Source organism: Snodgrassella alvi wkB2 (assembly GCF_000600005.1).
Classification (GTDB): Bacteria; Pseudomonadota; Gammaproteobacteria; order Burkholderiales; family Neisseriaceae; genus Snodgrassella; species Snodgrassella alvi.
This window is the reverse complement of the sequence record NZ_CP007446.1, coordinates 1521788-1547169: the sequence shown is the minus strand read 5'-3', so window position 1 is coordinate 1547169 and position 25382 is coordinate 1521788. Positions and strand designations below refer to the sequence as shown.

Annotated in this window: 26 protein-coding genes; 12 read left to right on the top strand and 14 right to left on the bottom strand. The window is 39.9% G+C overall.

Annotated elements, in window-relative coordinates; genetic code table 11:
- Positions 1-71: 71 nt before the first annotated feature.
- The 10 genes from aroC to leuC all read right to left on the bottom strand — a co-directional run bounded on the left by aroC (position 72) and on the right by leuC (position 9359).
- Positions 72-1187, bottom strand: a complete 1116-nt coding sequence (gene aroC / locus SALWKB2_RS07090; RefSeq protein ID WP_025330980.1) for a chorismate synthase — start codon at positions 1185-1187, stop codon at positions 72-74.
- Positions 1188-1440: 253 nt separating this feature from the next.
- Positions 1441-1695: a hypothetical protein gene (locus SALWKB2_RS07085; RefSeq protein WP_038648923.1), complete on the bottom strand. Its 255-nt coding sequence runs from the start codon at positions 1693-1695 to the stop codon at positions 1441-1443.
- A gap of 401 nt (positions 1696-2096) precedes the next feature.
- Positions 2097-2633: a PqiC family protein gene (locus tag SALWKB2_RS07080; protein WP_025330978.1), complete on the bottom strand. Its 537-nt coding sequence runs from the start codon at positions 2631-2633 to the stop codon at positions 2097-2099.
- The gene (pqiB, locus tag SALWKB2_RS07075) at positions 2633-4270 is read right to left on the bottom strand and encodes an intermembrane transport protein PqiB (RefSeq protein ID WP_025330977.1); all 1638 of its coding nucleotides are present in this window, start codon (positions 4268-4270) and stop codon (positions 2633-2635) included. The genes SALWKB2_RS07080 and pqiB overlap by 1 nt, the downstream gene beginning before the upstream one ends.
- Positions 4257-5594, bottom strand: coding sequence for a paraquat-inducible protein A (locus SALWKB2_RS07070; protein WP_099048803.1), 1338 nt, complete (start codon positions 5592-5594; stop codon positions 4257-4259). The genes pqiB and SALWKB2_RS07070 overlap by 14 nt, the downstream gene beginning before the upstream one ends.
- A 108-nt stretch (positions 5595-5702) precedes the next feature.
- Positions 5703-6773 (bottom strand): 3-isopropylmalate dehydrogenase, encoded by a 1071-nt coding sequence (gene leuB, locus SALWKB2_RS07065; RefSeq protein ID WP_025330975.1) that lies wholly within the window; start codon positions 6771-6773, stop codon positions 5703-5705.
- A gap of 91 nt (positions 6774-6864) precedes the next feature.
- Positions 6865-7506 (bottom strand): 3-isopropylmalate dehydratase small subunit, encoded by a 642-nt coding sequence (gene leuD, locus SALWKB2_RS07060; protein ID WP_025330974.1) that lies wholly within the window; start codon positions 7504-7506, stop codon positions 6865-6867.
- 66 nt (positions 7507-7572) lie between these two features.
- Positions 7573-7713 (bottom strand): entericidin A/B family lipoprotein, encoded by a 141-nt coding sequence (locus SALWKB2_RS11695; RefSeq protein ID WP_051506459.1) that lies wholly within the window; start codon positions 7711-7713, stop codon positions 7573-7575.
- Between the two features lie 18 nt (positions 7714-7731).
- Positions 7732-7857, bottom strand: coding sequence for an entericidin A/B family lipoprotein (locus tag SALWKB2_RS11900; RefSeq protein ID WP_078474712.1), 126 nt, complete (start codon positions 7855-7857; stop codon positions 7732-7734).
- Between the two features lie 95 nt (positions 7858-7952).
- A complete protein-coding gene (gene leuC / locus SALWKB2_RS07055; RefSeq protein WP_025330973.1) occupies positions 7953-9359 on the bottom strand; it encodes a 3-isopropylmalate dehydratase large subunit in 1407 nt (468 codons plus the stop codon).
- Positions 9360-9966: 607 nt separating this feature from the next.
- Here leuC and gshA point away from each other — a divergent pair.
- From gshA to SALWKB2_RS07005, 10 genes are all read left to right on the top strand, one after another.
- Positions 9967-11325 carry a glutamate--cysteine ligase gene (gene gshA, locus SALWKB2_RS07050; protein ID WP_025330972.1) on the top strand — a complete coding sequence of 453 codons (1359 nt, stop codon included), beginning with the start codon at positions 9967-9969 and terminating at the stop codon, positions 11323-11325.
- A gap of 95 nt (positions 11326-11420) precedes the next feature.
- Positions 11421-12431, top strand: a complete 1011-nt coding sequence (trpS, locus tag SALWKB2_RS07045) for a tryptophan--tRNA ligase (RefSeq protein ID WP_025330971.1) — start codon at positions 11421-11423, stop codon at positions 12429-12431.
- A 70-nt stretch (positions 12432-12501) separates the two neighbouring features.
- Positions 12502-13473 carry a glutathione synthase gene (gene gshB / locus SALWKB2_RS07040; protein ID WP_025330970.1) on the top strand — a complete coding sequence of 324 codons (972 nt, stop codon included), beginning with the start codon at positions 12502-12504 and terminating at the stop codon, positions 13471-13473.
- Between the two features lie 50 nt (positions 13474-13523).
- Positions 13524-13931: a diacylglycerol kinase gene (locus SALWKB2_RS07035; protein ID WP_025330969.1), complete on the top strand. Its 408-nt coding sequence runs from the start codon at positions 13524-13526 to the stop codon at positions 13929-13931.
- A 147-nt stretch (positions 13932-14078) separates the two neighbouring features.
- Positions 14079-15005: an AEC family transporter gene (locus SALWKB2_RS07030; protein ID WP_025330968.1), complete on the top strand. Its 927-nt coding sequence runs from the start codon at positions 14079-14081 to the stop codon at positions 15003-15005.
- A gap of 164 nt (positions 15006-15169) precedes the next feature.
- Complete coding sequence (locus tag SALWKB2_RS07025; RefSeq protein WP_025330967.1) at positions 15170-16102, top strand: DMT family transporter; 933 nt, start codon at positions 15170-15172, stop codon at positions 16100-16102.
- 27 nt (positions 16103-16129) lie between these two features.
- A complete protein-coding gene (locus SALWKB2_RS07020) occupies positions 16130-17047 on the top strand; it encodes a LysR family transcriptional regulator (protein WP_025330966.1) in 918 nt (305 codons plus the stop codon).
- 294 nt (positions 17048-17341) lie between these two features.
- Positions 17342-18199: a diaminopimelate epimerase gene (dapF, locus tag SALWKB2_RS07015; protein ID WP_025330965.1), complete on the top strand. Its 858-nt coding sequence runs from the start codon at positions 17342-17344 to the stop codon at positions 18197-18199.
- A complete protein-coding gene (locus SALWKB2_RS07010) occupies positions 18196-18849 on the top strand; it encodes a DUF484 family protein (RefSeq protein ID WP_025330964.1) in 654 nt (217 codons plus the stop codon). Before dapF ends, SALWKB2_RS07010 begins: the two co-directional genes overlap by 4 nt.
- Positions 18849-19403 (top strand): hypothetical protein, encoded by a 555-nt coding sequence (locus SALWKB2_RS07005; protein ID WP_025330963.1) that lies wholly within the window; start codon positions 18849-18851, stop codon positions 19401-19403. Before SALWKB2_RS07010 ends, SALWKB2_RS07005 begins: the two co-directional genes overlap by 1 nt.
- A 109-nt stretch (positions 19404-19512) precedes the next feature.
- On the opposite strand, the gene SALWKB2_RS07000 is transcribed toward SALWKB2_RS07005, so the two are convergent.
- On the bottom strand, positions 19513-19728 hold the full coding sequence (locus SALWKB2_RS07000) for a hypothetical protein (RefSeq protein ID WP_025330962.1): 216 nt from the start codon (positions 19726-19728) through the stop codon (positions 19513-19515).
- A 1067-nt stretch (positions 19729-20795) separates the two neighbouring features.
- Between SALWKB2_RS07000 and SALWKB2_RS06995 the strand changes: the two genes are divergently transcribed.
- Entirely contained in the window at positions 20796-22451 is a 1656-nt protein-coding gene (locus SALWKB2_RS06995; RefSeq protein ID WP_025330961.1) for an electron transfer flavoprotein-ubiquinone oxidoreductase, read from the top strand.
- A 77-nt stretch (positions 22452-22528) separates the two neighbouring features.
- Here the strand turns inward: SALWKB2_RS06995 and SALWKB2_RS06990 are convergent, their stop codons facing one another.
- Positions 22529-22780, bottom strand: a complete 252-nt coding sequence (locus SALWKB2_RS06990) for an NGO1151 family protein (RefSeq protein ID WP_025330960.1) — start codon at positions 22778-22780, stop codon at positions 22529-22531.
- A gap of 142 nt (positions 22781-22922) precedes the next feature.
- Between SALWKB2_RS06990 and SALWKB2_RS06985 the strand changes: the two genes are divergently transcribed.
- Positions 22923-23858 carry a hypothetical protein gene (locus tag SALWKB2_RS06985; protein WP_148295347.1) on the top strand — a complete coding sequence of 312 codons (936 nt, stop codon included), beginning with the start codon at positions 22923-22925 and terminating at the stop codon, positions 23856-23858.
- 169 nt (positions 23859-24027) lie between these two features.
- Here SALWKB2_RS06985 and SALWKB2_RS06980 read toward each other — a convergent pair whose 3' ends face one another.
- On the bottom strand, positions 24028-24357 hold the full coding sequence (locus tag SALWKB2_RS06980; protein WP_025330958.1) for a carboxymuconolactone decarboxylase family protein: 330 nt from the start codon (positions 24355-24357) through the stop codon (positions 24028-24030).
- 99 nt (positions 24358-24456) lie between these two features.
- The gene (locus SALWKB2_RS06975) at positions 24457-24933 is read right to left on the bottom strand and encodes an RNA polymerase sigma factor (RefSeq protein ID WP_269146758.1); all 477 of its coding nucleotides are present in this window, start codon (positions 24931-24933) and stop codon (positions 24457-24459) included.
- Positions 24934-25382 lie beyond the last annotated feature (449 nt).

Genomic DNA, 25382 nt, shown 5'->3' with positions numbered 1-25382 from the left:
TTCAATGAAATAATAATGAATTAAATCATTGATACAGATGATAACTTTGCAGTTATGGCTATAAAAAATATTCAGATATTAGCTTCATCAGATAAATAATGAGCAATATCAGGTGTATCTACGTGAATATCAGCATTTTGTGCACGCTGGCGTAAAGCATGATCCATGAGAACCAAAGCAAGCATTGCTTCGGCAATTGGCGCTGCGCGCAGTCCGACACAAGGATCGTGACGACCTTGGGTCGATAGTAGAACCGGCTTGCCATGAATATCTATTGAATGACGAGGTGTGGCAATGCTGCTGGTAGGTTTAATGGCCAGATTAATGTGTATGTCCTGACCACTGCTGATGCCTCCTAATATACCGCCGGCATTATTAGATCTAAATCCTTCAGGTGTCAGCTCATCTCCATGTTCACTGCCTTTTTGGCGTATACATTCAAAACCTGCACCTATTTCTACGCCTTTAACTGCGTTAATGCCCATCATGGCATGAGCTATATCGGCATCAAGACGATCGAAAACCGGTTCACCCAGTCCGACCGGAACATGACGAGCAGTAACATGCAGTTTGGCTCCGATGGAATCACATGCTTTACGTATGCTATCCATATATTGTTCCAGTTCTTGAATCTGGCTTTTATTGGCGACAAAAAAAGGATTATTGTTTATATAGGCATAATCTTCAAAAGAGATATTTTTTTCACCAATCTGGGTGATATGGGCAATTATTTCAGTATTAAAATGCTGACGTAACCATTTTCTGGCTACTGCGCCTGCTGCTACCCGGGCAGCTGTTTCACGAGCTGAGCTACGTCCGCCGCCGCGATAATCTCTGATACCGTATTTATGCCAATATGTGTAGTCCGCATGTCCGGGGCGGAAACTCTGAGCAATATCACTATAATCTTTACTGCGCTGATCAGTATTTCTGATTAATAAAGCTATCGGTGTGCCGGTGGTTTTTCCTTCAAATACGCCGGAAAGAATTTCGACAATATCTGCTTCACGACGCTGAGTAACATGGCGGCTGGTACCGGGTTTACGTCTGTTCAGATCATGCTGAATATCGGCCTCATTTAAAGCCAGTCCCGGCGGACACCCGTCTATGATACAACCAATTGCAGCACCGTGGCTTTCACCAAAGGTGGTAACAGTAAGGATTTGTCCGAAAGTATTGCCGGCCATAAGTTTTACTCTTACATTTTCAGTATCAGAAATAATTTTGCTGTTGAGTTTAGCATGGTTTATACGGTTTAGGCATAATTTGTCTGGCAGTTCGTTTGTTTTTGGCGCAGATGCTTTGATATGGTTATAAATTTACCTTTTTTACCAGAAATTTTTGTCTCTTATCAACAGAAATAAGGATGTGATAAGCCTGATAAGTAAAAAATATGTTAAATGGATAGTAAAATTTAATAATGAATCAAATGTAATATTTTTATTTATTGATAGGCTGTTTTTTCTGATCGGTTGTTTTTGCTGCCGGTTTTTCAGGCTGGCCGGATGGTTCTGTACCGGCTATAACGGGTGGTTCTGATGGTACGGGCTTGGTTCTAATCGGAAAGTTAATTGTCGTACCAAGACCAAAATTGTGATTGCCACCACCAATACCGACTGCCACATTAGAAGGCATGCCAATACTGCATGCTCCAACTAGAAGTAAAGCAATAAGGGAAACGAGTTTTAATCTCATAATTCTCTTCGGATAGAAATATTGTTTTATTATAAATCTTTCTGGTTATCTGGCGAATTAATTTATGGTGTCATTAGTGTAATTTTGTTATCTGGAGATTATAGAATAAAAAATCATTTAGCTGAAAGTATCATTATTAATATAGAGAATATCAATATTTTTACTGATTTATATTATTGTTTTATCTATATTTATTAAATATGGCATTAAAAGAATAATTTTTTATTATTATAAATGATGGGGTATTGATAAATTCCCCATCATAGCTCATCTCATCTGCATTTTCATTTACTGAATTGCCATCTTATGCACTTGAATTAGTAACGGTATGTCCCGTTTAGAAAAAAATTGTCAAATGTGCTTATTAGGCCAAACTGCGATCCTGGTTAGTATTGCAATAATTAATTATATGGAGCAATGCTTTTAGCTACATTACTGAGTCCTTGAGCCAGAGCATTAACCATATTATTGTAGCCATTGCCTTGCTGAGGTAGCCGGACATTAAAGTTCTGACCTTGTTCATTATTAATACCCTGCCAGCTGCTGTAACCACTGATGTAGATATAACCATCATAGCTACCTTGAAAAGACTGTATATATACAGTTAGTGTGGTTTTAGTTTTATTTTCAGGAGTAAACAGATAGCGAATACTTTGTTTATTAAGTTCATTGGCCAGTGTCTGACTAATTTCATCGCCAAGATCATCAGCCCATAGATGCTGCTGGGCAAAGTGCAGAGTTGTCGGACTGTCCTGATAAACTAAATTCCCCTGATTAAGGCGCTCAGCCAGTACCACTTTAAGTTGTACCGGAATTCTCTGGCTGCCGGCCGGTAATTGATAGTTACTGCCGGGTAGCTGATAGTAGGTAATCGGATTACCGGCACATGCACCAAGCGTCAGACTGACAGCACAGACAAGTGGTAACAAAATTTTCATTATCTGGCTCCTTTTGGCTCCGGATCATGCCCGCGACGATTAAAAATCAGGGCATTGGGTTGTTGTTTCAGGGTTTTCAGTGTTGGCTGTGCATCTTTCAGGGTGCTGTCAATACTTTTCAGAGTTTGCTGAATATCACCATATAGAGGTGAGGTGCTGGATACACCTTGTAATGTAGTCCGTAATTCTTTCAGAGTAGCCGCCAGCTCAGCAGGTAGTTGCTGAGTTTTATTTTGTGATAACAAGCGGTCTGCACTGGCCAGAGTCGTTTTTAATTGCGCCAGTGTCATATCCAGCTGTTTCATGGTGCTTTCTATAGGCAGCTTATTCATTTTGGCTAATAGTGCAGTCAATTGATTCTGAATCATATCAAGTCCGGTATGGGTGCTGCTGATAACGGTATATCCCTGATATTGTGCTACTGGTTTAAACAGTGATTCTCCCGCTTGCGCCTGAGATAAACTAATATACTGATTACCAGTAATCAGATTGTCTTTTTCCAGAGATGCAGATAACCCCAGATTAAGTGCCTGCTGGATTTGCTGCTGCCAGATTTTATCATCCTGTTTGCTGGCATTTATTTCCATACGTCCCGGTTCAATACGCAAACGTACAGGTATCCAGCCATGCTGGAAGAGTTTATGGCTGTCATTCGGGGCAAAGTAAGGTACATCTGCAACAGAACCGATATTAATACCCTGATATTCTACCGGAGCACCAACGCTGAGTCCGCGTACAGATTGCTGGAAGAATACAACATAGTATTGGGCACGGTTTGTCGGCAGGTTATCCAGTTCCCGTTCGCTATTGTAGAGAGTAAATTCGGTATTGTTGGCAACAGGATTGCCTTTACCCTCAAACATGGTTTTGAATACGATTGCACCGGAGAGCAGTGCGGGTATGGGGGCTGAATCAATATGTACACCGCCGCCAGAAGCAGTAACCTGCAGGCCGGTCTGTAGCCAGAATTTAACTTTGTCGCCTATCAGGCTGTCATACGGACTATTGATGTAGACCTGATAATGTACACTGTTATCTTTAGGGTCAAAATAGGCTTTTTCAATTTGTCCGGCACTGATATCTCCGTAAAGTACCGGGCTGCCCGGATTAAGCAGCTTGTCACTGTGGCCTTTCAGACGCAAACGTATACCACTTTGCGATATGGCAGTAACCGGAGGTAAATCAGCAACTGTAAATGTTTCTGCTCTTTCTTTGCTGTGCCCCGGAGTAAAAGCGATATATGAACCGGAAACTAAGGTATTCAGGCCGGTAATACCACTCTGATCTATGCGTGGTTTAACAATCCAGAACTGAGTGTCTTTACGTAGCATATTTTTGACGTCAGCGGTCATCTGCGCTTTGATTTGTACGCCTTTTTCATCTGGGCTGATTCTGATTGCAGTAACTTTACCGACGGTGACGTTCATGACTTTAATGGTAGTCATGTTAATTTCAATTCCGTCCGCATCTTTTATATACAAAGTAATTTCCGGCCCTGTATGGCGCAGATGTTGAAAAAGCAGCCATGCCCCGGTTAATAATGCCAGCACCGGAATAATCCATACCAGTACGTTAAAGGGTGGATTACGTTTTACTGTGGCAGTTGCCTGCGGCGTCTGATTATCAGATTGGCTCATGATGAGAATGCCTTTTACTGCTGTTTTTATAATGAGGTTTATGGTGTTTTCTTTGTTGTACTGCTTCATCCCAGAGTAAACGCGGGTCGAAACTCAGTGCAGAAACCATGGTCAGGATGACAACTGCACAAAAGTAAATGGTGGCAGCACCCGGGGTTACATTAGCCAGTGGTGTGGAAAATGCCGACATGAGAATGATAACGACAAATATATCAATCATTGACCAGCGCCCGATTGATTCGGTAATACGGTAGAGTATGGTTAATTTGTGTGCAGACATTAATGGCCGGTAAGCAGCAGAATACAGTAGAACCAGCATAGAAATAATTTTCAATATGGGAATGGCCATACTGGCACTGAATATAACAACTGCAATTAAAACGTCACCATCATTCCACATGTATTCTATACCATCAAGAATGGTACTAGAAAGATTGGTGCCCGGCGAGCGGGTAATCATCATCGGCAATAAATTAGCCGGTATATAGAAAATAATGGCTGCCAGCAGAAAGGCCATACTAATGCTCAGACTTAACGGTTTACGGCGGCTCAGATACGAACCGCAGACGCTGCATACATTCAGGCTGGCTGGTTGCTCAAAAAGACAATAATTACAGTTGATGGTATCAGCACTATTGTTCTGTAAAACAGGATCATTGCCGGTAAGGCGCTGTATCTGATAAAAAATCCAGTGTTCAGGTACACCCTGAGAAGTGCGGATAAGTAAAATGGCCAGTACCATCATCAGCCAGAAAGCAAGTCCGAAATGAATTTGTGCCATACCACTGATTTTAATATAAGCTACCAGTGTGGCAATATAAAATACATCGACCATAATCCAGTGGCGCAGACGAACCAGTGTACGGGTAGCGTATAGCATACCGGGTAATATCTGCCGGTAGCGCAAACCTGTGTATACGTACAGACACAATAACAGAAACAGTATCGGCGAACCAAAAGTTAACAGGAACATGACTTCCGCCAGCAAAGAATAATCCTGCTGGGCCAGTGTCTCAACCATATACGGAATAGTTAGCTCTACATGTATGCCAAGTAAATCTATGCTCATGTATAACTGTGTATACACAATTAACATGATAATTAATGAAGCAATAGCATAAGCTGTTGGCGTATCCAGTGGATGATGTTCAATTCTGACCAGATGCTGCCTGCAACGGGGGCAATGAGCATATTCGCCGGGAGTCAGCGAAGGAATAGACAGAGAAAGACCACAGCAGGGGCAGCCAACATGATGTGCCGGCAGGCTGCCATCTGGCAAGTCAGTTAATGAAGTTTGCGCCTGTTGTGTGGAACGGTAGCTCAAGATATCAAATTTCAATTATAAAAATAGCTATATAAAAAATAACTTAACAGAGATATAAATTCTCTGTTAAGTTTAATATACGTAATTTAATGATAATGTGCAATTATCTTATAACGCAGCAAGTACGGCATCACCCATCTGGCTGCATGAAATACGCGTACAACCTTCTTCAAATATATCACTTGTCCGCAAACCTTGTGCCAGCACTTTGCCTACAGCTGCTTCGATTCGCTGAGCTGCATCTTCGTTATTCAGGCTGTAACGTAAAAGCATCGCTAAAGAAAGTGTAGTAGCCAGTGGATTAGCCAGATTCTGACCGGCAATATCAGGAGCAGAACCATGTGAGGGTTCATACATGCCCTTACCGGTTTCATTAAGAGAAGCGGAGGGCAGCATACCAATAGAGCCGGAAAGCATTGAAGCCTGATCAGAAAGAATATCACCGAAGATGTTGCCTGTTACGATAACGTCAAATTGCTTAGGTGCTTTAACCAGTTGCATGGCGGCGTTGTCTACGTACATATGGCTAACACTGACATCAGGATAATCTTTACTCATTTCTGTAATGATTTCACGCCATAATTCTGTTGTTTCCAGAACATTAGCTTTATCAACGGAACAAAGTTTTTTGTTGCGTTTTTGTGCTGCTTCAAACGCAATTTTACCGATACGGCGAATTTCACTCTCACTGTAACGCATGGTGTTGATACCTTCGCGTTCACCGTTAGCTAATGTATGAATTCCGCGCGGTTCGCCAAAATAAATATCGCCGGTTAATTCACGCACGATAAGAATATTCAGTCCGGAAACTACTTCCGGTTTTAATGTAGAAGCATTGGCCAGTTCTGGATAGAGGATTGCCGGACGCAGATTGCCAAAAAGATTGAGGTCTTTGCGTATGGCCAGCAGACCGCGTTCGGGGCGTAAAGAACGTTCCAGTTTATCGTATTGAGGACCGCCGACTGCGCCAAGCAATACTGCATCTGCCTGACGACAGATATTCTGAGTAAATTCAGGGTAGGGATGTCCGTATTCATCATAGGCTGCTCCGCCCAATGGTGCATACTGATAATCTGCATCCAGCCCCTCTGCAATCAGTTTGTCCAGAACGCGTACGGTTTGTCCGATGATTTCCGGTCCGATACCGTCACCGGGAAGAATAGCAATATGTTTGCTCATTTTATTCTTTCTGCTTATCGATTAATGACTGATAATTTTGAGTCGTCAGTTAGTTTTTCAGAGTATAAATGATTGAAAATTTCTGATTCAGTCAGGACTGATACAGCCATGGTTGCTGTTGCTTATGTTTATTTTCATATGCTTTGATAGCATCAGCATGTTGCAATGTCAGTCCGATTTCATCCAGACCGTTGAGCAGACAGTGTTTGCGGTGTTCAGTAATCTCAAAATGATAATGTTTTCCGTCTGGCGTGTTAACAGTTTGTTCCGGCAGATTAATATTTAGCTGATAACCTTCGTGAGCTGTCACATCATGAAATAAGAGATCAACAGTTTCTTCAGGCAGAACGATAGGCAATAAACCATTTTTGTAGCAGTTATTGAAAAAGATATCAGCGAAAGAAGGTGCAATAATGGCACGGAAGCCATAATCATCCAGAGCCCAGGGAGCATGTTCACGGCTGGAGCCGCAACCGAAGTTTTTCCGTGTGAGCAGAATTTGCGCGCCCTGATAACGTGGCTGATTAAGCACAAAGTCTGGATTTAGCGGACGTTTACTGTTATCCATACCTGGCTCACCATGATCCAGATAACGCCATTCATCAAATGCATTCGGCCCGAAGCCGCTGCGTTTAATGGATTTAAGAAATTGTTTGGGAATGATTGCATCAGTATCTACATTAGCGCGGTCAAGAGGCGCTACGAGTGCAGTAAGAGTAGTAAAAGATTTCATGCGGTATTTAAGTATTTTATAGTTTATGATTGAATTTTATGCAAGCCCTTGCGGGCTTGCATGCAGTTACATTTCTGAGCGTACGTTGTCAGAAGCATTACTTACAGCCTGACCGCCGGCAGAAATATCGCGGCCTACACCGGAAACAGTATGACAACCGGCCAGAAAACCAACAATAGCAAGACTTAAAAGCATTAATTTTTTCATGATCTTATCCTTGTATTGTTATCTGTTGGCAGCATTGGATAAATGTTGACCACCAGCTTTGACATCCTGTCCCACGCCGTGAATTGTGTGGCAACCAGTAACTACGGCCATAACCATTGCAGCAATTAACAACATTTTTTTCATACCGTACTCCTTCAACAAAGATAAATATTAACAAATTCAATCAGAACTACATGCTTATCATGCACTTGCTGGATTAAAACTGCAAGTTATTCACTTTATATCTGTCGCACATCGGTAAAATGTCCGGTAATGGCAGCAGCCGCTGCCATCGCCGGACTAACCAGATGAGTACGTCCGCCGTTGCCCTGTCTGCCTTCAAAATTCCGGTTAGACGTTGAGGCACAGCGCTCCTGCGGCTGTAAACGGTCTGCATTCATGGCCAGACACATTGAGCAACCTGGTTCACGCCACTCAAATCCGGCTGCTGTAAAGATTTTATCCAGTCCTTCTGCTTCTGCCTGCTGCTTAACCAGACCGGAACCGGGCACAATCAATACCCTTTTTACATTATCTGCTTTGTGATGTCCTTCTGCGACACTGGCAGCAATGCGTAGGTCTTCAATTCGTCCGTTTGTACAGGAACCAATAAAAACAACATCAACCGGAATCTCATTAACTGGGGTACCAGCTGTTAATCCCATATATTGTAATGCGCGCTGCATACCTTCCCGTTTAACCGGATCAGTTTCTGCAGCAGGGTCTGGTACTTGCTGATTGACTGCAATCACCATTTCGGGCGATGTTCCCCATGTTACCTGTGGTTCTATATCTGCAGCATTAAAGTGATAGGTTTTATCAAAATGTGCGCCTTCATCGGATACTAAAGTGTGCCAGTAGCTGACAGCCTGATCCCACAGTTCACCCTGAGGTGCAAAATGACGGTCTTTAATATAATCAATAGTTGTCTGGTCGACGGCAACCAGACCGGAGCGGGCACCGGCCTCAATGGCCATATTGCATAAGGTCATGCGGCCTTCCATAGAAAGATTACGTATAGTCTCGCCGCCAAATTCAATTGCATAGCCTGTACCGCCGGCTGTGCCAATTTGCCCGATAATATATAAAGCAATATCTTTGGCTGTGATACCTGTTTTGAGGGCGCCATCGATTTTAATCAGCATGGTTTTTGATTTTTTCGCAGTAATACACTGTGTTGCCATCACGTGCTCTACTTCTGATGTGCCAATACCATGAGCAAGTGCACCGAATGCACCATGTGTAGAGGTGTGTGAATCACCGCATACTACAGTCATCCCGGGTAAAGTTGCTCCCTGTTCAGGTCCGACAACATGCACAATACCCTGATTGATATTTTTAAACGGATAATATTTCTCTACACCGAATTCGCGAATATTTTTATCCAGTGTATTGACCTGAAGTTTGGATATCGGGTCAGTAATTCCTTCGTCCCAGTGATCGGTCGGTGTGTTATGGTCAGCAGTGGCCACAATGCTTTGTTCACGCCAGAGCGGACGGTGAGCAAGTTTCAGTCCCTCAAAAGCCTGCGGACTGGTTACTTCATGTACAAGATGGCGGTCAATATAAAGTAAAACTGTACCATCAGCCTGTTCTTGGACAATATGGCTATTCCACAGTTTTTCATACAAGGTTTGTGCATTCATTGTAGTAGCTTTGTTTTGTTATGTTTTATGTGTGATGCATCTTAATACTGTTAAGGTGGTTTTACAAGTATTTTGTCTAAAAAATAAAATTTTGGACTAAAATAAGCAAAATTATCGAATACTTTAGACTAAATGTCTAATTTGCCTGTTTGAATGCTCTATAAATCATTTGATTTAAGCTGGTTAATCTGAATCATGTGTGGTGAAGACTATAGATAATAGTTGCTGTTTTATAAAGATTAGAAGTTATTGGTTTCAAGCTGGCTGGCACTTTTTCAAATAATAGTAAGCGATGCTTTTATCTGGATATCTGTGTTAACTTAATAAAATGTGTTTATATATTCGGTAGTAATCAGAAAAAAGTATGTACAAAGGATAGTTTATCTGTTGATATCTAAATTTTTATATTAAAAAATTAATATTTTCATTGTGTTATATTCTTATGACTGGTTTGGTTTATATTTATGGCTGCCTGCTTGAATCTGTCTGAAAATAAAACCTTTAGTTGAGCTAAACTTAAAAAGAATACCCTCTGAACCGGCAAAATTATATAGAATACCGCATGTGCAGCAAAAATGCTGGGTATGAATGTAGAAAGGAATGAAATATGAGTTTACCTGATGTAGCCTCAGCGCATCGTGAAGAATTGCAGGATTTTGAACGTGCAATTTTAGCCAGTCAAACACAGATTGAATCATGGTTTCGTGCTCAATGGCGACATCACCACGCTCCTTTTTACGGTTCTGTGGATATTCGTAACAGCGGATATAAATTAGCCAGCATAGATATGAATCTGTTTCCGGGCGGATTTAATAATCTGAATCCCGTTTTTCTTCAGCTGGCATCAGTAGCAGCACAGGATGCCGTAGAACGTGCCTGTGCAGATGCACAATCAGTTTTACTGATCCCCGAAAATCATACGCGCAACACTTTTTATTTACAAAATGTCTATGCGCTGTATTCTATCTTGCGCCATGTCGGATTAGATGTTCGTATCGGAACACTGAATCCTGAGATTACAGAGGTTACCACGCTGGAAACGGCGCTGGGTGATCACATTACGCTGGAACCGGTACAGCGACAGGGCAATCTTTTACAGCTGGCCGACGGTTTCACCCCTTGCATGATTCTCCTGAATAATGATTTATCTGGCGGTGTGCCGGAAATATTGCAGGGTCTGGAGCAAACATTATTGCCTCCGTTAAAAGCAGGGTGGACTACAAGGCGTAAAAGTACACATTTTCAGGCCTATAATCAGGTAGCTTCTGAGTTTGCACAATTAGTAGGTATAGATGAGTGGACAATTAATCCTTACTTCGAAGTATGCAGTGGTCTGGATTTTACCAGTCATGAAGGAGAAAACCGGCTGGCTGAAACTGTCGAAAGATTATTGCAGCGTATTCAGCACAAATACGATGAGTTAGGTATTCAGGATAAACCATTTGTTATTGTTAAAGCCGATGCCGGTACTTATGGTATGGGTGTCATGAGTGTGCATTCTGCTGAAGAAGTACGCGGTTTAAATCGTAAAAAACGTAATAAAATGGCTAAAATCAAAGAAGGCCTGGAAGTAAGCGAAGTAATTGTACAGGAAGGAATTTATACTTATGAAACGCTGAATGGGGCAACAGCCGAGCCTGTGGTATATATGATGGACCGGTTTGTCATTGGTGGTTTTTACCGGGTACATCAGGATCGCGGACCGGATGAAAATCTTAATGCAGTTGGTATGCATTTTGTACCATTACAATGCAATATTGCTTCTCTGGATACTCAGAGCGCTGAAGAAGCAGCCAGCAAACGGGAATTTAAACCATGGGAACAGCTGGGCATACCGCAAACAGAAAATGTCACTCAGGCCAGAGATTGTGAAAGTATCCGCTTATATGTTTATGGTGTGCTGGCCAGACTATCACTTCTGGCTGCAGCCATTGAGTTGGAAAATATGTCTGAACCGGCGGTTTAATTTATCCGGATCGATTATATGATTTGCTGAATGTTAAAAGTATGAAAACTGGCTTCAGTATTAATAAAAATTTATTTTTAAAGTAAGTGTTTATAATGAAAAAAATTCGTGTTTTAACTGGCGTAACGCCAAGCGGAGTTCCGCATCTGGGTAATTACGTAGGGGCAATTCGTCCGGCAATACAAGCAAGTATGAACTCAGAAGTAGAATCTTTTCTGTTTTTATCTGATTATCATGCGCTAATTAAATGTCATGAGCCTGAAAAAGTCCATGAATCTACCAAAGCAGTAGCAGCAACCTGGCTTGCCTGCGGTCTTGATCCGGAACGGACAACTTTTTATCGTCAGACTGATATTCCTGAAGTAATGGAGTTGAACTGGATACTTACCTGTAATACAGCCAAAGGTTTGATGAACCGGGCACATGCCTATAAAGCTGCGGTACAGGAAAATGCAGAAAAAGGGCAGGAAGATCCGGATCACGGAGTTGAAATGGGGCTGTTCTGTTATCCGATGCTGATGAGCGCGGATATACTGATGTTTAATGCGGATAAAGTACCGGTAGGGCGTGATCAGATTCAGCATCTTGAAATGGCGCGTGATATTGCCGGACGATTTAATCATCGTTATAAACCGTTATTTACGTTACCGGAAGCTCAAATTGATGACAACGTTGAAACTCTGGTAGGGCTGGACGGCCGGAAAATGAGCAAAAGTTATGGCAATACCATTCCATTGTTTGAGTCTGAAAAAAAGTTGCAGAAAGCTGTTAATAAAATTGTTACCAATCTGAAAGAACCCGGTGAAGCCAAACAACCGGATGAAAGTCCGCTGTTTGATATTTATAAAGCATTTTCGACTCCGGCAGAAACTTTACAGTTTACTCAGATGCTGGCTGACGGGCTGGCCTGGGGTGAGGCTAAAAAAATTCTGGCTGCAAAAATTAATGAAGAACTGGCTGAAAAACGTGAACGTTTCGAGCAGCTTAACGCACAACCATCCTTAATTGAGGATATTTTGCAGGCTGGAGCAGTAAAAGCACGTCAGACAGCAAAACCTTTGCTGGAAGCGGTACGTGAAGCTGTGGGTATCCGCTCACTCAAATAAATAGCGTGGTAATTATCCGGACGGGAATAATTTTATCCCGGCCGGATAAAAATTCTAACAGGTAAATTCAATGAAAATCTTATTTATTGCAGACCCGATGGCGAGTTTCAAGACTTATAAAGATACGACTTATGCCATGATGCGCGAAATGTCTCAGCGGGGCTGGAAATTGTTTCACACCTTAGCCGGTGACTTGAGTGTGCAAAATGAGTATGTGACAGCAAAGGCAGATGAATTTGATTTTATTGAAGCAAAAGATAAATATGACCATGCATGGTTTAATGTTTTATCTCAGCAGCAATATACCTTAAATAGTTTTGATGCAGTAATCATGCGTACAGATCCGCCTTTTGATATGCAGTATCTGTACGCTACTCATTTGCTGACACTGGCTGCTAATCAGGGTGCGCATGTATATAACAGTGGTCAGGCTATGCGTGATTTTAATGAAAAACTGGCTATTCTGAATTTTCCTGAGCTTACCGCACCAACACTGGTTACTACCCGCGCTGCAGATATACGTGAATTTTTAACCCAGCATCATGACATTATTATTAAGCCTCTGGATGGTATGGGAGGAATGGGTATCTTTCGTCTGACGCTAAGTGATCCCAATATCGGCAGTATTCTGGAAATGCTGATGCATCTGGATAGTCGAACTATCATGGCGCAACGTTATATTCCAGAAATTGTGCATGGTGATAAACGTATATTGGTTATTGGCGGAAAAGTCGTTCCGTATGCGTTGGCTCGTATTCCGCAGCAGGGTGAAACGCGCGGAAATCTGGCTGCCGGAGGAAAGGGTGTGGCTCAGCCATTGAGTGAACGAGATCAGCAGATTGCAGAAACACTTGCTCCGGAACTGGTACGCAGAGGGATTTTACTTGCCGGTCTGGATGTTATTGGTGATTACCTCACTGAAATTAATGTAACCAGCCCGACGGGTTTTCAGGAAATTACCAGTCAAACTGATTGTAATGTACCGGCACTTTTTGCTGATGCAGTGGAAGAAGCCGCCCGCTTATATGGCTCTCCGGTTTAATACTTAAAAACTCAATTAAAAATTCAATATAACTAGGATAATATCTGATCATGCCTGAAAATAATCAATCGTTTGCAACATCGATTAAAGGTAAAAAGGGCTTACGCCGTATATTCAATGCCTATGGTTATTCTCTGGCGGGTTTGAAGGCAGCTTGCAGTGAATCGGCTTTTCGCCAGCTGCTGGCATTAAATAGTGTATTGATTGTACTTGTATTTGTACTGGATTTTGGTAGCCTGACACGAATGGTATTAATCATGGCATCGTTTTTAAGCTGGATTGTGGAATTATTTAATACTGCTATTGAAGCTGCAGTAGATCACACTTCGCTAGAAAAGCATCCTCTGGCAAAGCGAGCCAAAGATACGGCTTCAGCAGCTCAATTGTTAACCATGCTATTGCTGGCTATATTATGGTCAATGGCATTGTGGCGCGACTATTTTGTAAACTGGTTTTAAGTCATAATTAAATTTAGGATCAGGGCAGAATAATTACATAATAATGACAGCCCGATTCTGAAAAATATTGCCAAACTATTTACATTTTCTTCATATAGCAGAATATATACATATCTGGCAGATATACTGAGAAGGAAAGGGCAGACAATGCATTTTTTGCTGATTTTATTACCGGTGTTTGGTATTTTCGTCACTGGTTTTATCGCTCAGAAGACATTGAAATTTGATATTGCTGGTTTATCAAAAATGTCTTTGTATATTCTGTCTCCCTTTCTGGCTTTCAAAACTTTCTATAATCACCCGCTAACTAGTGCTTATGTTTATTATGCTTTTTATGTTCTGGCATTGTCTGTCGGACTGATTATACTGGTTTATCTCTGGTCGGCATTTTGTCATTATAAAAATCAGGATAATTGTGCTCTGATTCTGGCTTCATGCTTTATGAATAACGGTAATTATGGCACTCCGGTAATTCTGGTATTTTTTGGTAGTGCCGGTTTTGATATTGCTGTTATTCTGATGGTATTACAGCAATTTATTATGAGCACCATCGGCACTTATTATGCTGCTAAAGGCAGTAGTGATGTTGATGGTATTAGCCAGAATACCGTACTGAAAAAAGTCTTAAGAATGCCGATTATTTATGGCGCATTGTTCGGATTAATATTTCAATTACTGCATATTCCTTTAAGTAAGGAAATTATGCTGGCAGTGGGCATGATCGGGGATTCATCTATTCCGGTAATTATGCTGATTCTGGGCATGCAGCTGGCTACATTGCATATCAGGCAGATTGAAGCAGCCAAAATCAGTTTTGCGCTGGTTATCCGATTACTGATTTCACCACTATGGGCAATGCTGCTCGTATATTTTATGCCAATAGATCTGATGGCTAAAAAAGTGCTTATAGTGCTGGCGGCAATGCCTACCGCGGCTAACACTACATTACTGGCTGTCCAGTTCAATACCAGACCACAGCTTGTATCTACAGCCACCTTTATCAGCACGGTTTTAAGTTTAATTACTTTGCCTGTTGTTCTGATGCTGGTTCAGCCTCCGGTTATGCATTTATAAATAATATAAATAAAATTCTTACAAATGCTTCTGGTTGAGATATCTCTGTATTTAATAACAGTTATTACCTGATGTAATAACTGTTATTCCGGCTGCTGTAATGCACTTTTACCTGAGAACTGCTATAAAAATAAAAAATTTAATACTGAATCAGGTTTAATGATATGAAAGTCAGTCAGCAGCAAAATTATAAAAGTATTTTATATTTATTAATCACGGTTGCAGGCTGGGGAATTATGTATCCTGCCTCAAAACATGCTGTTTCTTCTGGTATTGATGGTTATTATCTTACCTGTATTCGCTATGTTCCTGGTGCCCTGCTGGTTAGTCTGGTATTAATTATTCAGGAAGGAAAACAAAGTTTTCGGACAGAAAATAAAACTTTGCAGCTTTGGTTTTTCGGTAGCGTCGGTTTTGCCGGATTGAATTTTTTTACATTTATCGGTATAGGATTCTCATCAGCCGAACATGCAACCATTATTCTGGCTTTAATGCCTTTATTATCCCTGATTTTATTTTCAATAATTCATCGCATTTTGCCGGATTTTCGCACAATCATCTGCATGCTATTGGCTTTTACTGGCATTGTTCTGGTGATTACCGATGGAAATTTTAATCATTTACTTGCCTCATCAAGTTTAATCGGCGACATATTATTACTCACAGCAACTGTTTGCTGGGTAATATATACTTATTTTGCCAATACGATGATTTCAAAATATGATTGGAGTGCATTGCGTGTAACTGCTCTGAACTCTTCATTAGGAATGTTAACTATCATAGCAATAACTATGATTGCGACTTTGCTGGGATATGCCGGCAGACCGGAAATGAAAGCCATATTAGCAAGCGGACTGGATATTTTTATACTGATTATCACTGCGCTGGTTATCATTAGCTGGAATGCCGGTATTAAAGGTCTGGGTGCAGTTAATGGTATTTTGTTTGTTAATCTGGTACCGGTTATTTCATCTGTTATCGGTATTTTTCAGGGACATAAAATTTCTGCAGTAGAAATGTGCGGTATGGCTATAACTTTGGTCGCGTTGATGCTGAATAATATTTGTATGCGAAATAATCAACAGACTAATGATTAGATTCAAATGACTTAAAACATTATCATAATGAAAAAACGTTTAAAAAGCATGCATATAGCTAGTCTTGAATTATTTTTGACGGCTGCTGAAAATGAAAATTTTTCTACAGCAGCACAATATCTGAATATTACACCGGCAGCAGTCAGTCGTTCAATTAAGCGTCTTGAGGAAAGAATAGGGGTTGAATTATTTAGTCGCAATACCCGTAAAACAAAATTAACGCCAGAAGGACGAATTTATTATACAAAATGTACTGAAGTTCTGGAGTCATTAATCAGTACCGAAAAGGCACTGAAAGTAAACAAAGAGGCAATTTCCGGTAGATTGAAAATAAGTGTTCCGGAAACTTTTTTTAATTATAAAATAATACCCTATGTAAAATGCTTTTGTGCACAGTATCCGCAGCTTAAGCTTGACTTTCATGTAACTAACCGCAATATTGACTTTGTAACGGAAACTTATGATGTTGCTGTAAGACTGATTCAGTCGGATACCAGACTGGAACCATTTTTAGTTAAAAGGAAACTATATTGTGCTACATCCGGTTTGTTTGCCAGTCCTGAATATTTGTCTGAGAATAATATAATATATGAACCGGCTGATATTCAAAATCATAAGTGTATCAATTTCAGTATCAGCCAGAATAATAAAAAATTTTCATGGAAATATATAGATAAAAGCACAACATACAATAATGGAACTGAACAGATACACGTATTTGACAGTATGCTGGCAACAAAATTTCTGGCCATTAATGGCAATGGTATTGTTCAGCTTTTTCGATTTGCTGTTCAGGAAGAGTTACAATCCGGCAAGCTGGTCGAAATATTACCGGAATGTTCTCAGGATAATCAATGGGAGTTTTGTTTTCTTTATCCGCAAAGCAATAAAAATTCGGCAAAACTACGGGTTTTTATTGATTATTTCAGTAAACAAATAAAATAATCAGTTTTTCAGCATAATTTATATAAACAGATTTATTTATCTGAATAGGTTCTGTTTGATAAATTACCAAAATCTTTTGCTGCTGTTTTCTCTTGCCGGCAAAATAATCGGGCTATTCAGGTTAATTGTAAATAAAATAGCTGGTTTAGTGATCAGTAACGCCTGTTTTCAAGATAATTGTATTTTTTCCGGATAAAGATATTTGCTAATTAGTTCAGTGCAGAACTTATCGTTACGGTGATAAATCGGTATCATAGCTGCTTAAACCAGTTGTGATGACAGACTGAATGGCATATGACTAAACTAAAATTTACTAAAATGCATGGTTTGGGTAATGATTTCATGGTGATAGACGGAATTAGCCAGAAATTTTATCCGGATACAGCTCCAATCGCTGCCTGGGCTCAGCGCCATACAGGGGTGGGATTTGATCAGCTTCTGCTGATTGAAGCACCGCAGACACCGAACGCTGATTTTCGTTATCGTATTTTTAATGCAGATGGCTCCGAAGTAGAGCAATGTGGTAATGGTGCACGCTGCTTCGCCCGTTTTGTTTATGATAAAGGATTAACCAGCAAAAAACAGATTGTGGTAGAAACTGCCGGCGGAATAATTGTGCCGCGATTGAATGAAGATGGGCTGGTAACAGTGGATATGGGTATACCATTGTTTGCACCAGAACAGATTCCGTTTGCAGCTATTGATGAAAATGATGCCAAGAGTATCAGCCATGAACTGGTTGTCGGAGCTGATACCGTTAGTGTGACCTGTATCAATATGGGTAATCCGCATGCAGTGGTGGTTGTAGAAGATATTAATCATGCGCCCGTGCACCGGCTTGGTGCAGCCATTGAAAGTCACAGACAGTTTCCTCAGCGGGTTAATGTCGGATTTATGCAGATAAAAGAGCCACGAGAGATTTATTTGCGTGTGTTTGAACGAGGTGTCGGAGAAACACAGGCATGCGGTACCGGTGCCTGTGCTGCGGTTGTAGCCGGAATCAGTCTTGGCTTACTGGGTGATGATAAACCGGTACAGGTGAATTTACCCGGCGGGCAGCTATCAATAAGCTGGCAGCAGAAACCTGATGCGCATGTCTGGATGACCGGGCCGGCAGAGACTGTATTTGAAGGAGAGATAAATTACTTATGAGTATTAAGGAAGCTGAAGTACTAAAATTTTTACATGCACAGCCACAGTGGTTATACGAACATGCTGCTGAATTTAATCTGCGCCCGATTGAAAGCAAAATATTGTCATTTCAACAGGGCAAAATGCAGGTAATGCAGCAAAAAACTGAAAAAATGGCCTCACAGCTTATTCAAATGCTGGGCGATGCTAATGCTAACCATACATTAATGGCCAAATTTATGGCGTTTACTCAGCGTCTGCTTATCGTCAATACACTGGCACAATGGCAGCGAGCCATCAGCGATGGATTAAACAATGAATTTACTTTACCTTATCATGCACTAATCATCACTGCGGATATTCCTAAAAATGTTCGTGTACCTGTAAATTTACATGTGAATGAGAAATTTAAAGTTATTAGTAAAAAATTAACTTCTCCTGTTTGTGGCGCTTTACCAGTTGCTGCTTTACTGGAATTATTGCCTGAACAACCGCGACTGGAAAGCTTTTTGCAATTACCTTTACGCTGGAAAGAACAGACGCTGGCTATTCTGGTAATTGGGCATGAAGATGAAGCACATTTTTCCCCTGATATGTCTACTGAATGGGTCGCAGCTATAGCTGATAATATGGCGGCTGTGCTTGCACGTTTGCTGAAACTGGTGCGTTAATGGGTACGCTAATCAGTTATGCAGTTGTATTGGTATATACAGGAGTATTTGTCTGGCAATGCTATAAATACCGTATTTATGGCTGGCTGGTTGTTTCACTGGTACTCTGGATAATTCTGGCCGCAATGAGTAGCCTGATATTACCGGGTATTGCTGATTTATTTAAGCCACTAAATCTGTATTTGATGCCAGTGTATATCTTACTCGGTTCATGTTTTGCTCTGCATCGGCGCGATCAGCTGAAACAAAGTGCATATTTAACTGCGTTGCTGTATGGTGGCTGGTTGCAGTTTAGTGCCTTGGTTGTTTGTTTGGTTTTGGTATTATGCTTAGTGAAAAATGTTATCCTGCAAATTCCATTACTGGTCACTTTATTCCAGATGTTTGTCTGGCAACCGGTTTTCTGGATAGGAAGTCAGTGGATAATAATGCTTCTGCTATTTTTACGCAGTACAGAAACTGAAAAACCTCTCTGGAGTGTACGAACTGTATTATTTTTCTGTTTATTTGAACAGTTGTTATATTTGATGATGAGTTTCAGAGGCAAACTGTAAAAAAATTTTAATCAATACAGGTTGCTTGAATAACTTTATTATATTACTCGATACGATTAAGCAACAAAAAAGCCAGACTTTCCAGTCTGGCTTTTTTGATTTCTTGTGCTTAGTTAGAAGCAGCAGAAGCTTCAGAAGCTACAGCAGGAGCAGAAACTTCAGATGCCGGAGCTGGAGCAGGTTCAGAAGCCGGAGCTGCTTCAGAAGCTGTAGCAGGAGCAGAAACTTCAGATGCAGCAGACGCAGCTGGAGTTTCATTTTTATCATTGCAGGCAGCCAAGAACAAAGACATCAGAGCTGCAGCAACTAATAAAGATTTTTTCATGATTATGTACCTTAACTTGTATCAAAAAGTATTACTTTAGTGATGGAAATCCAGTTTTTGCACACTATATCATTCGTCAATAAATAGCTATAGTGCGCATAACTTGTGCAAAGCGAATTATGCCCCGCCTTGCAAACTAATGCAATCAGCCAAGTGTGTATTTTCGTTAAATAAGTAGTTTCTTTGATACATGTATATAGTCTATATAGTCGAAAACATGGATTGATAGTGTATTTACTTCTACTCGCGCCCATAGAAAGGTGTTGTAATTTAAAATATAAAGTATTGATAAATTTTAATAAAAATAAATATTAAGCAACAATATTATTATTAAAAAGTAATTATGTGATTAAATTATTAGTAATCGAAAAAGTTGCTTTTTTACAACAAATTTACATGTTTGTTGTTTTATATACTCAATATCCGATTAGCGTTTACTAACAGTGGTGATATTTGATGAAAAGTAATAGAAAAAATCAGCTATATTTTACTGATGGGTTTAATTTATACATAACTATATAATATTTATATTTTTTATTTAAATATAAATTATTAATATCGTTGTGACTGTAATTCTACGATGGATAATTTACATAGATTGTTGAAGAGCATATCTGATAACAGATATATTTTGTTTCTTTCTTGAAGGCTTGAAGGGCTGATTAATTTCTTGCTGTTATATTTATAGTTTTTACGGTTTTTATTGTGAAGTATTAATAGTTAGCAATGATGCAAGTCGTTTAAACTTTTTTAAGTAGAGTGAAAAACGGCTTCCAAATCAACAAAATTTACATTAAATACTTTTATAAGATAGTGGTAATTACGGGTAAGTTTAATTTACCTGCTTTCATCAATATTTATTATTTGATTAAAAATGTTCGAAATTAATTCTATATATAATATTTTATCTGCTTGATTACTAAATTAATATATAAATTCGTTAATCAGTGTAGTCGATATATCTAGTCATTGTTCGATATAATGCCAGTTTTTATTATACGGTATATATATATTGTTTATGTCTGCCGTAGATTTAGTTATTATTGTTTCAATGCAGGAAATCGACCATGACAGAATCCATAGAACGTGAAAGCATGCATTATGATGTTGTGATTGTTGGTGCTGGACCGTCTGGATTAGCTGCTTCCATACGATTAAAACAACTTGCAGCTAAAGAGCAACGTGACATTAGTGTATGCATTGTCGATAAAGGTTCTGAAGTGGGGGCGCATATTCTTTCAGGAGCCGTCATTGATCCGCGTTCATTATCTGAACTGATTGAAAACTGGCAAGAAAAAGGCGCACCTTTAACCTGTGCAGTTAAAGAAGACCGGCTGCTGTTTCTGACTGAAAAAAAAGCTTATCGTTTACTTACTCCGTCCAGCTTTAATAATCATGGTAATTATATTATTAGTCTGGGGTTGTTTTGTCGCTGGCTGGCACAGCAGGCTGAGGAAATGGGAGTAGAGATTTATCCCGGTTTTGCAGCTGCAGAAGTTCTTTATCATCCTGATGGTTCCGTACGTGGAATTGCTACCGGTGATATGGGACTGAATAAAGACGGACAACCGGGAAGTAATTATCAGCAGGGTATGGCGTTACTGGCAAAACAAACTATATTTGCTGAAGGATGTCGAGGCTCGCTTACCAAAACTTTAATCCGGCAGTTTCAGCTGGATAAAGATTGTCAGAATCAGACTTATGGAATTGGTATCAAAGAATTGTGGTCTATTGCCCCGGAAAAATCCAAACCGGGCACCGTCATTCATTCAATTGGCTGGCCGCTTGACCGGAAAACTTATGGTGGTTCATTTCTTTATCACTTAAATGATAACAAAGTTGCTGTCGGGTTTGTGGTTGGACTGGATTATCAGAATCCGTATATGTCACCATTTTCTGAAATGCAGCGCTATAAAACCCATCCGGCTATCCGGGAGGTGCTTGAGGGTGGTACCCGTATTGCTTATGGGGCACGTGCATTAAGCGAAGGTGGATTGCAAAGTTTGCCTAAACTGACTTTTCCTGGTGGCGTGCTTGTCGGTGATACTGCCGGTTTTCTGAATGTTCCCCGAATCAAAGGCATTCATGCGGCAATGAAGTCAGGTATGCTGGCTGCAGAGGCTATTGCTGAGGTATTAAAAGAGGAACATGTCAGTGATGATAGTAATACTGAAGCAGTGAAATATAGTGAATTGTTTCGAAACAGCTGGCTGTATCATGAGTTACATAAAGTACGAAACATCCGGCCGTCATTTAAATGGGGGCTGTTTGGCGGTCTGGCCTATAGCGGACTTGAAGAATATATTTTCAGAGGTAAGGCACCGTGGACGCTACGTTATCAAAGTCCGGATTATGCATCTTTACGCAAAGCGCAAGCATGCCGGCCTATTGATTATCCCAAAGCCGATGGTAAATTAACCTTTGATCGTACGAGTAGTGTTTATCTTGCCAGTATCAGCCATGATGAGAATCAGCCCGTACATTTAAAATTGAATAATCCTGAGCTGGCAATATCCGTTAATTATCGTGAATATGCCAGTCCGGAAACACGCTATTGTCCGGCTGGTGTTTATGAAATTGTAGATCAGGCCGGTGAACCGCATTTACAGATCAATGCGCAAAACTGCGTGCATTGCAAAACCTGTGATATTAAAGACCCTGAGCAGAATATTAACTGGGTTTGTCCTGAGGGTGGATGCGGGCCCAATTATGCAGAGATGTAAGAAAATAATAATTTATTTTATCTGAATCTATCTAATTAAACAGGCTGGCAATTATATTATTGCCAGCCTGTTTAGGTTTAATGTTCACGTTCGTGAAAAAAAGTATAAGTGGCATCGTGAAATAATTCTACTTGCGGATTTTCCTCATACTGTAATTCCGCAATTTCATTATCAAAAGCCGCGCGTATGGATTCAGTAGCCAACTCAGCTATGTCTGCAGGCAGCGCACGCAGCAGACCTTTAATTGCGGTGGCCAGCACTCGGTTTTGCATCATCAGAGCCTCGTTGCTTTCTTCCAGAAACTCTATTCGCTGCTCAATGGTACTCATGTGTTATTCCTAATTTAATTGAACACTATGTAGTTTATTTTAGCATTTTAACCTATAAAAGTTGCTATAATTACTCAGATATGGCTTACATAAAAATATGCACAGCCAGTTAAAATATACCGGACTGATCAGAAGTGGGGGCATGGTGAAAAATCAGTATGAACAACAAAATCAATTTGTTTTTACTTTGAGTGATGATCTGCCTGAACAGCAATCTGTCGCTAATTCAACTGTCAGCCCTGCAAAAATGGCTACAGAGACTATGCCCGAATGGGAGCGCAGTCTTGAGCAGTTGCGCCAGCACAAAAAAAAGCAAGATAGCCGGTCAAACAGTCAGGAAGAAGTCATATCAGATGCACCGCCGTTATCTATACCTAAAACCAGAAGACGCCCGCATGATTTCAATGTGCCTCCGATAGTTACCAATACGATAAAAAATCGCAGCAGACAACCTGAGCCAGAGCCTAAAATGGTATCTACATCCCAGCCTGCTGAAGTTTTACTGGATCCAGTACAGCGTGAGCGGGTTTATCGGGCTTATCTGAAACAATGGCAGCAGCAAAGTACACTAGAAGCGCAAAAGCAGGAATCTGCATTAAATGATACAGCCTTGCTTATTCAGGAAGACTGGCTGGCCGCACAAAACTGTTTACAAAGCGCTCCTGTTGATGAAAATCTGCCCTCAAACTGTACTATCCAGCTAAAAGGTAAACAGTCTACTGTTATACCAACAGAAGTAAGCCGGCAAAATACAGAAGATGAGCTTTCTGCTACCAGCGATAATGGCCAGCCGATCATTCATGTACATATGCATGTCATAGAACCGCGAGGTACAGCTAACAGGGCAGTAACCTGTATTTCCGAGCAGGCTTTACTGCAACAGTTAACTGAAAAATTACGTCCACATCTTACTGATGTATTAGCAGGTATGGTTCGTGTTGCAGTACAAAAGCATACAGCTGGTTTAGTAACCACATTACAGCGTGAATTAATGGCCGAAGTACCCGGAGCAGTAGAGGATGTACTGCAGCATAATCTGACACAGGTCATGAATAATTTTAAGAAAAAACAGCGCTAAATCAGGTCTTGCTTTAATGTAATATTTATAGATAATGCAACTGAGTACACTAGCCATTCGAGTGTACTCAGTTTTATGTGCTAATTAGAAATCCAGAAAATTTAAATAGCTGCACCTACAAAGTATATACATAAGTATTTATTACTGTTTTACTAAATCAACTATTTTATTACTCAAATAAACGCATTGCCAGCAAACCATGTGCCATGGTTGCGCCTGCTTTTACAGAAGCTGAAATTGAAATTAATTCTGCTAATTCTTCTTCACTTACTCCTGCTTGTTTTGCTCCTTTAATATGAACATCAATACAATATGCGCATTGTGTAGTGAGTGCTACGGCTAAAGCAATTAACTCTCTTGTTTTTATCGGAATATTTCCTTCTCTGCGTTTGATGGTTTTATGGTCAAAATCTATAAATGCCTGTGTTTCTTCGGGTGCATATTTTAATAATGCAGCAGTGTATTTAAAATCATTGCTTGATTGATATTGATTAGTCATTTTATCTCCCAGTTTAAATTTAAAACTAACATTCCTGATAAATTCTCTGCGAAAAGAACAAAGCTATTATGTTGTCTATAAATTATTGAATTTAAATTTTTATAAATTAATTTTTTCTTTTACCATTAATCTGGCACGGTGTAAGCGACTTTTAACTGCTTCAACTGTGATGCCAAGCTTTTCAGCAACTTCCGGCGTGGAGTACTCTTGAATATCCCGCAAAATCAACACCTGCCGGTAAATCAAAGGTAAAGAAATAATTGCATTAGTTAGATCTATTTTAAGATCGATATCTGCAGAAGATGCAGACAGCTCATCAATATCTGCCCGGTTTTCGATGTTTTTGGATTGTCTGACTTTAAATAAACGATAACATTCTCGTTCTATAATTCGAAATAACCAACTTGTAAAAGAAGAGATAGTTTTCAGCGTACCGATTTTTCTATGTAACTGCCATAATGTGAATTGCACAGCATCTTCAACATCTTCTGTTGTGGAACAAGTTCGTCTGGCAAATCTTCTGATGTCAGGTTGACATACTAACAATAACTGATTAAGTGCATGTGCATCACCCAGACAGGCACATTTAATGAGTTGCTATCTGTTTTGTTTCATTTTTTATCCATTGTATCCTGCTTAAAATTAATGCTGAATAAGCCTGAATAAATATCTATTTTTATCAACATATCTGTATAGAGTGCTAAATATACAGAATGGATTCAAAAATTTTGATTAAATTTTTAGAACGAAGTTTATTATTCAGACTGAATTGGAAAAATCTAATATTGAATGAACATTGATTATTAAAATTTTTTTATAAATATCTGATTAAAAATAAATCTGAGAGAAGATAATTGATTATGTGGTTTGACCGAAATGCGGCTAATATCAATTTTTAAATCTTTTATTAATTTATTGAGATACAAAAATTAATCTCGAAGAAGAAAATAAAATATAAATTATTTTAGATAAAATCTGAATATTTTTAATATTCAATTCAATTATTAAAAGCCCCATTAAAAATT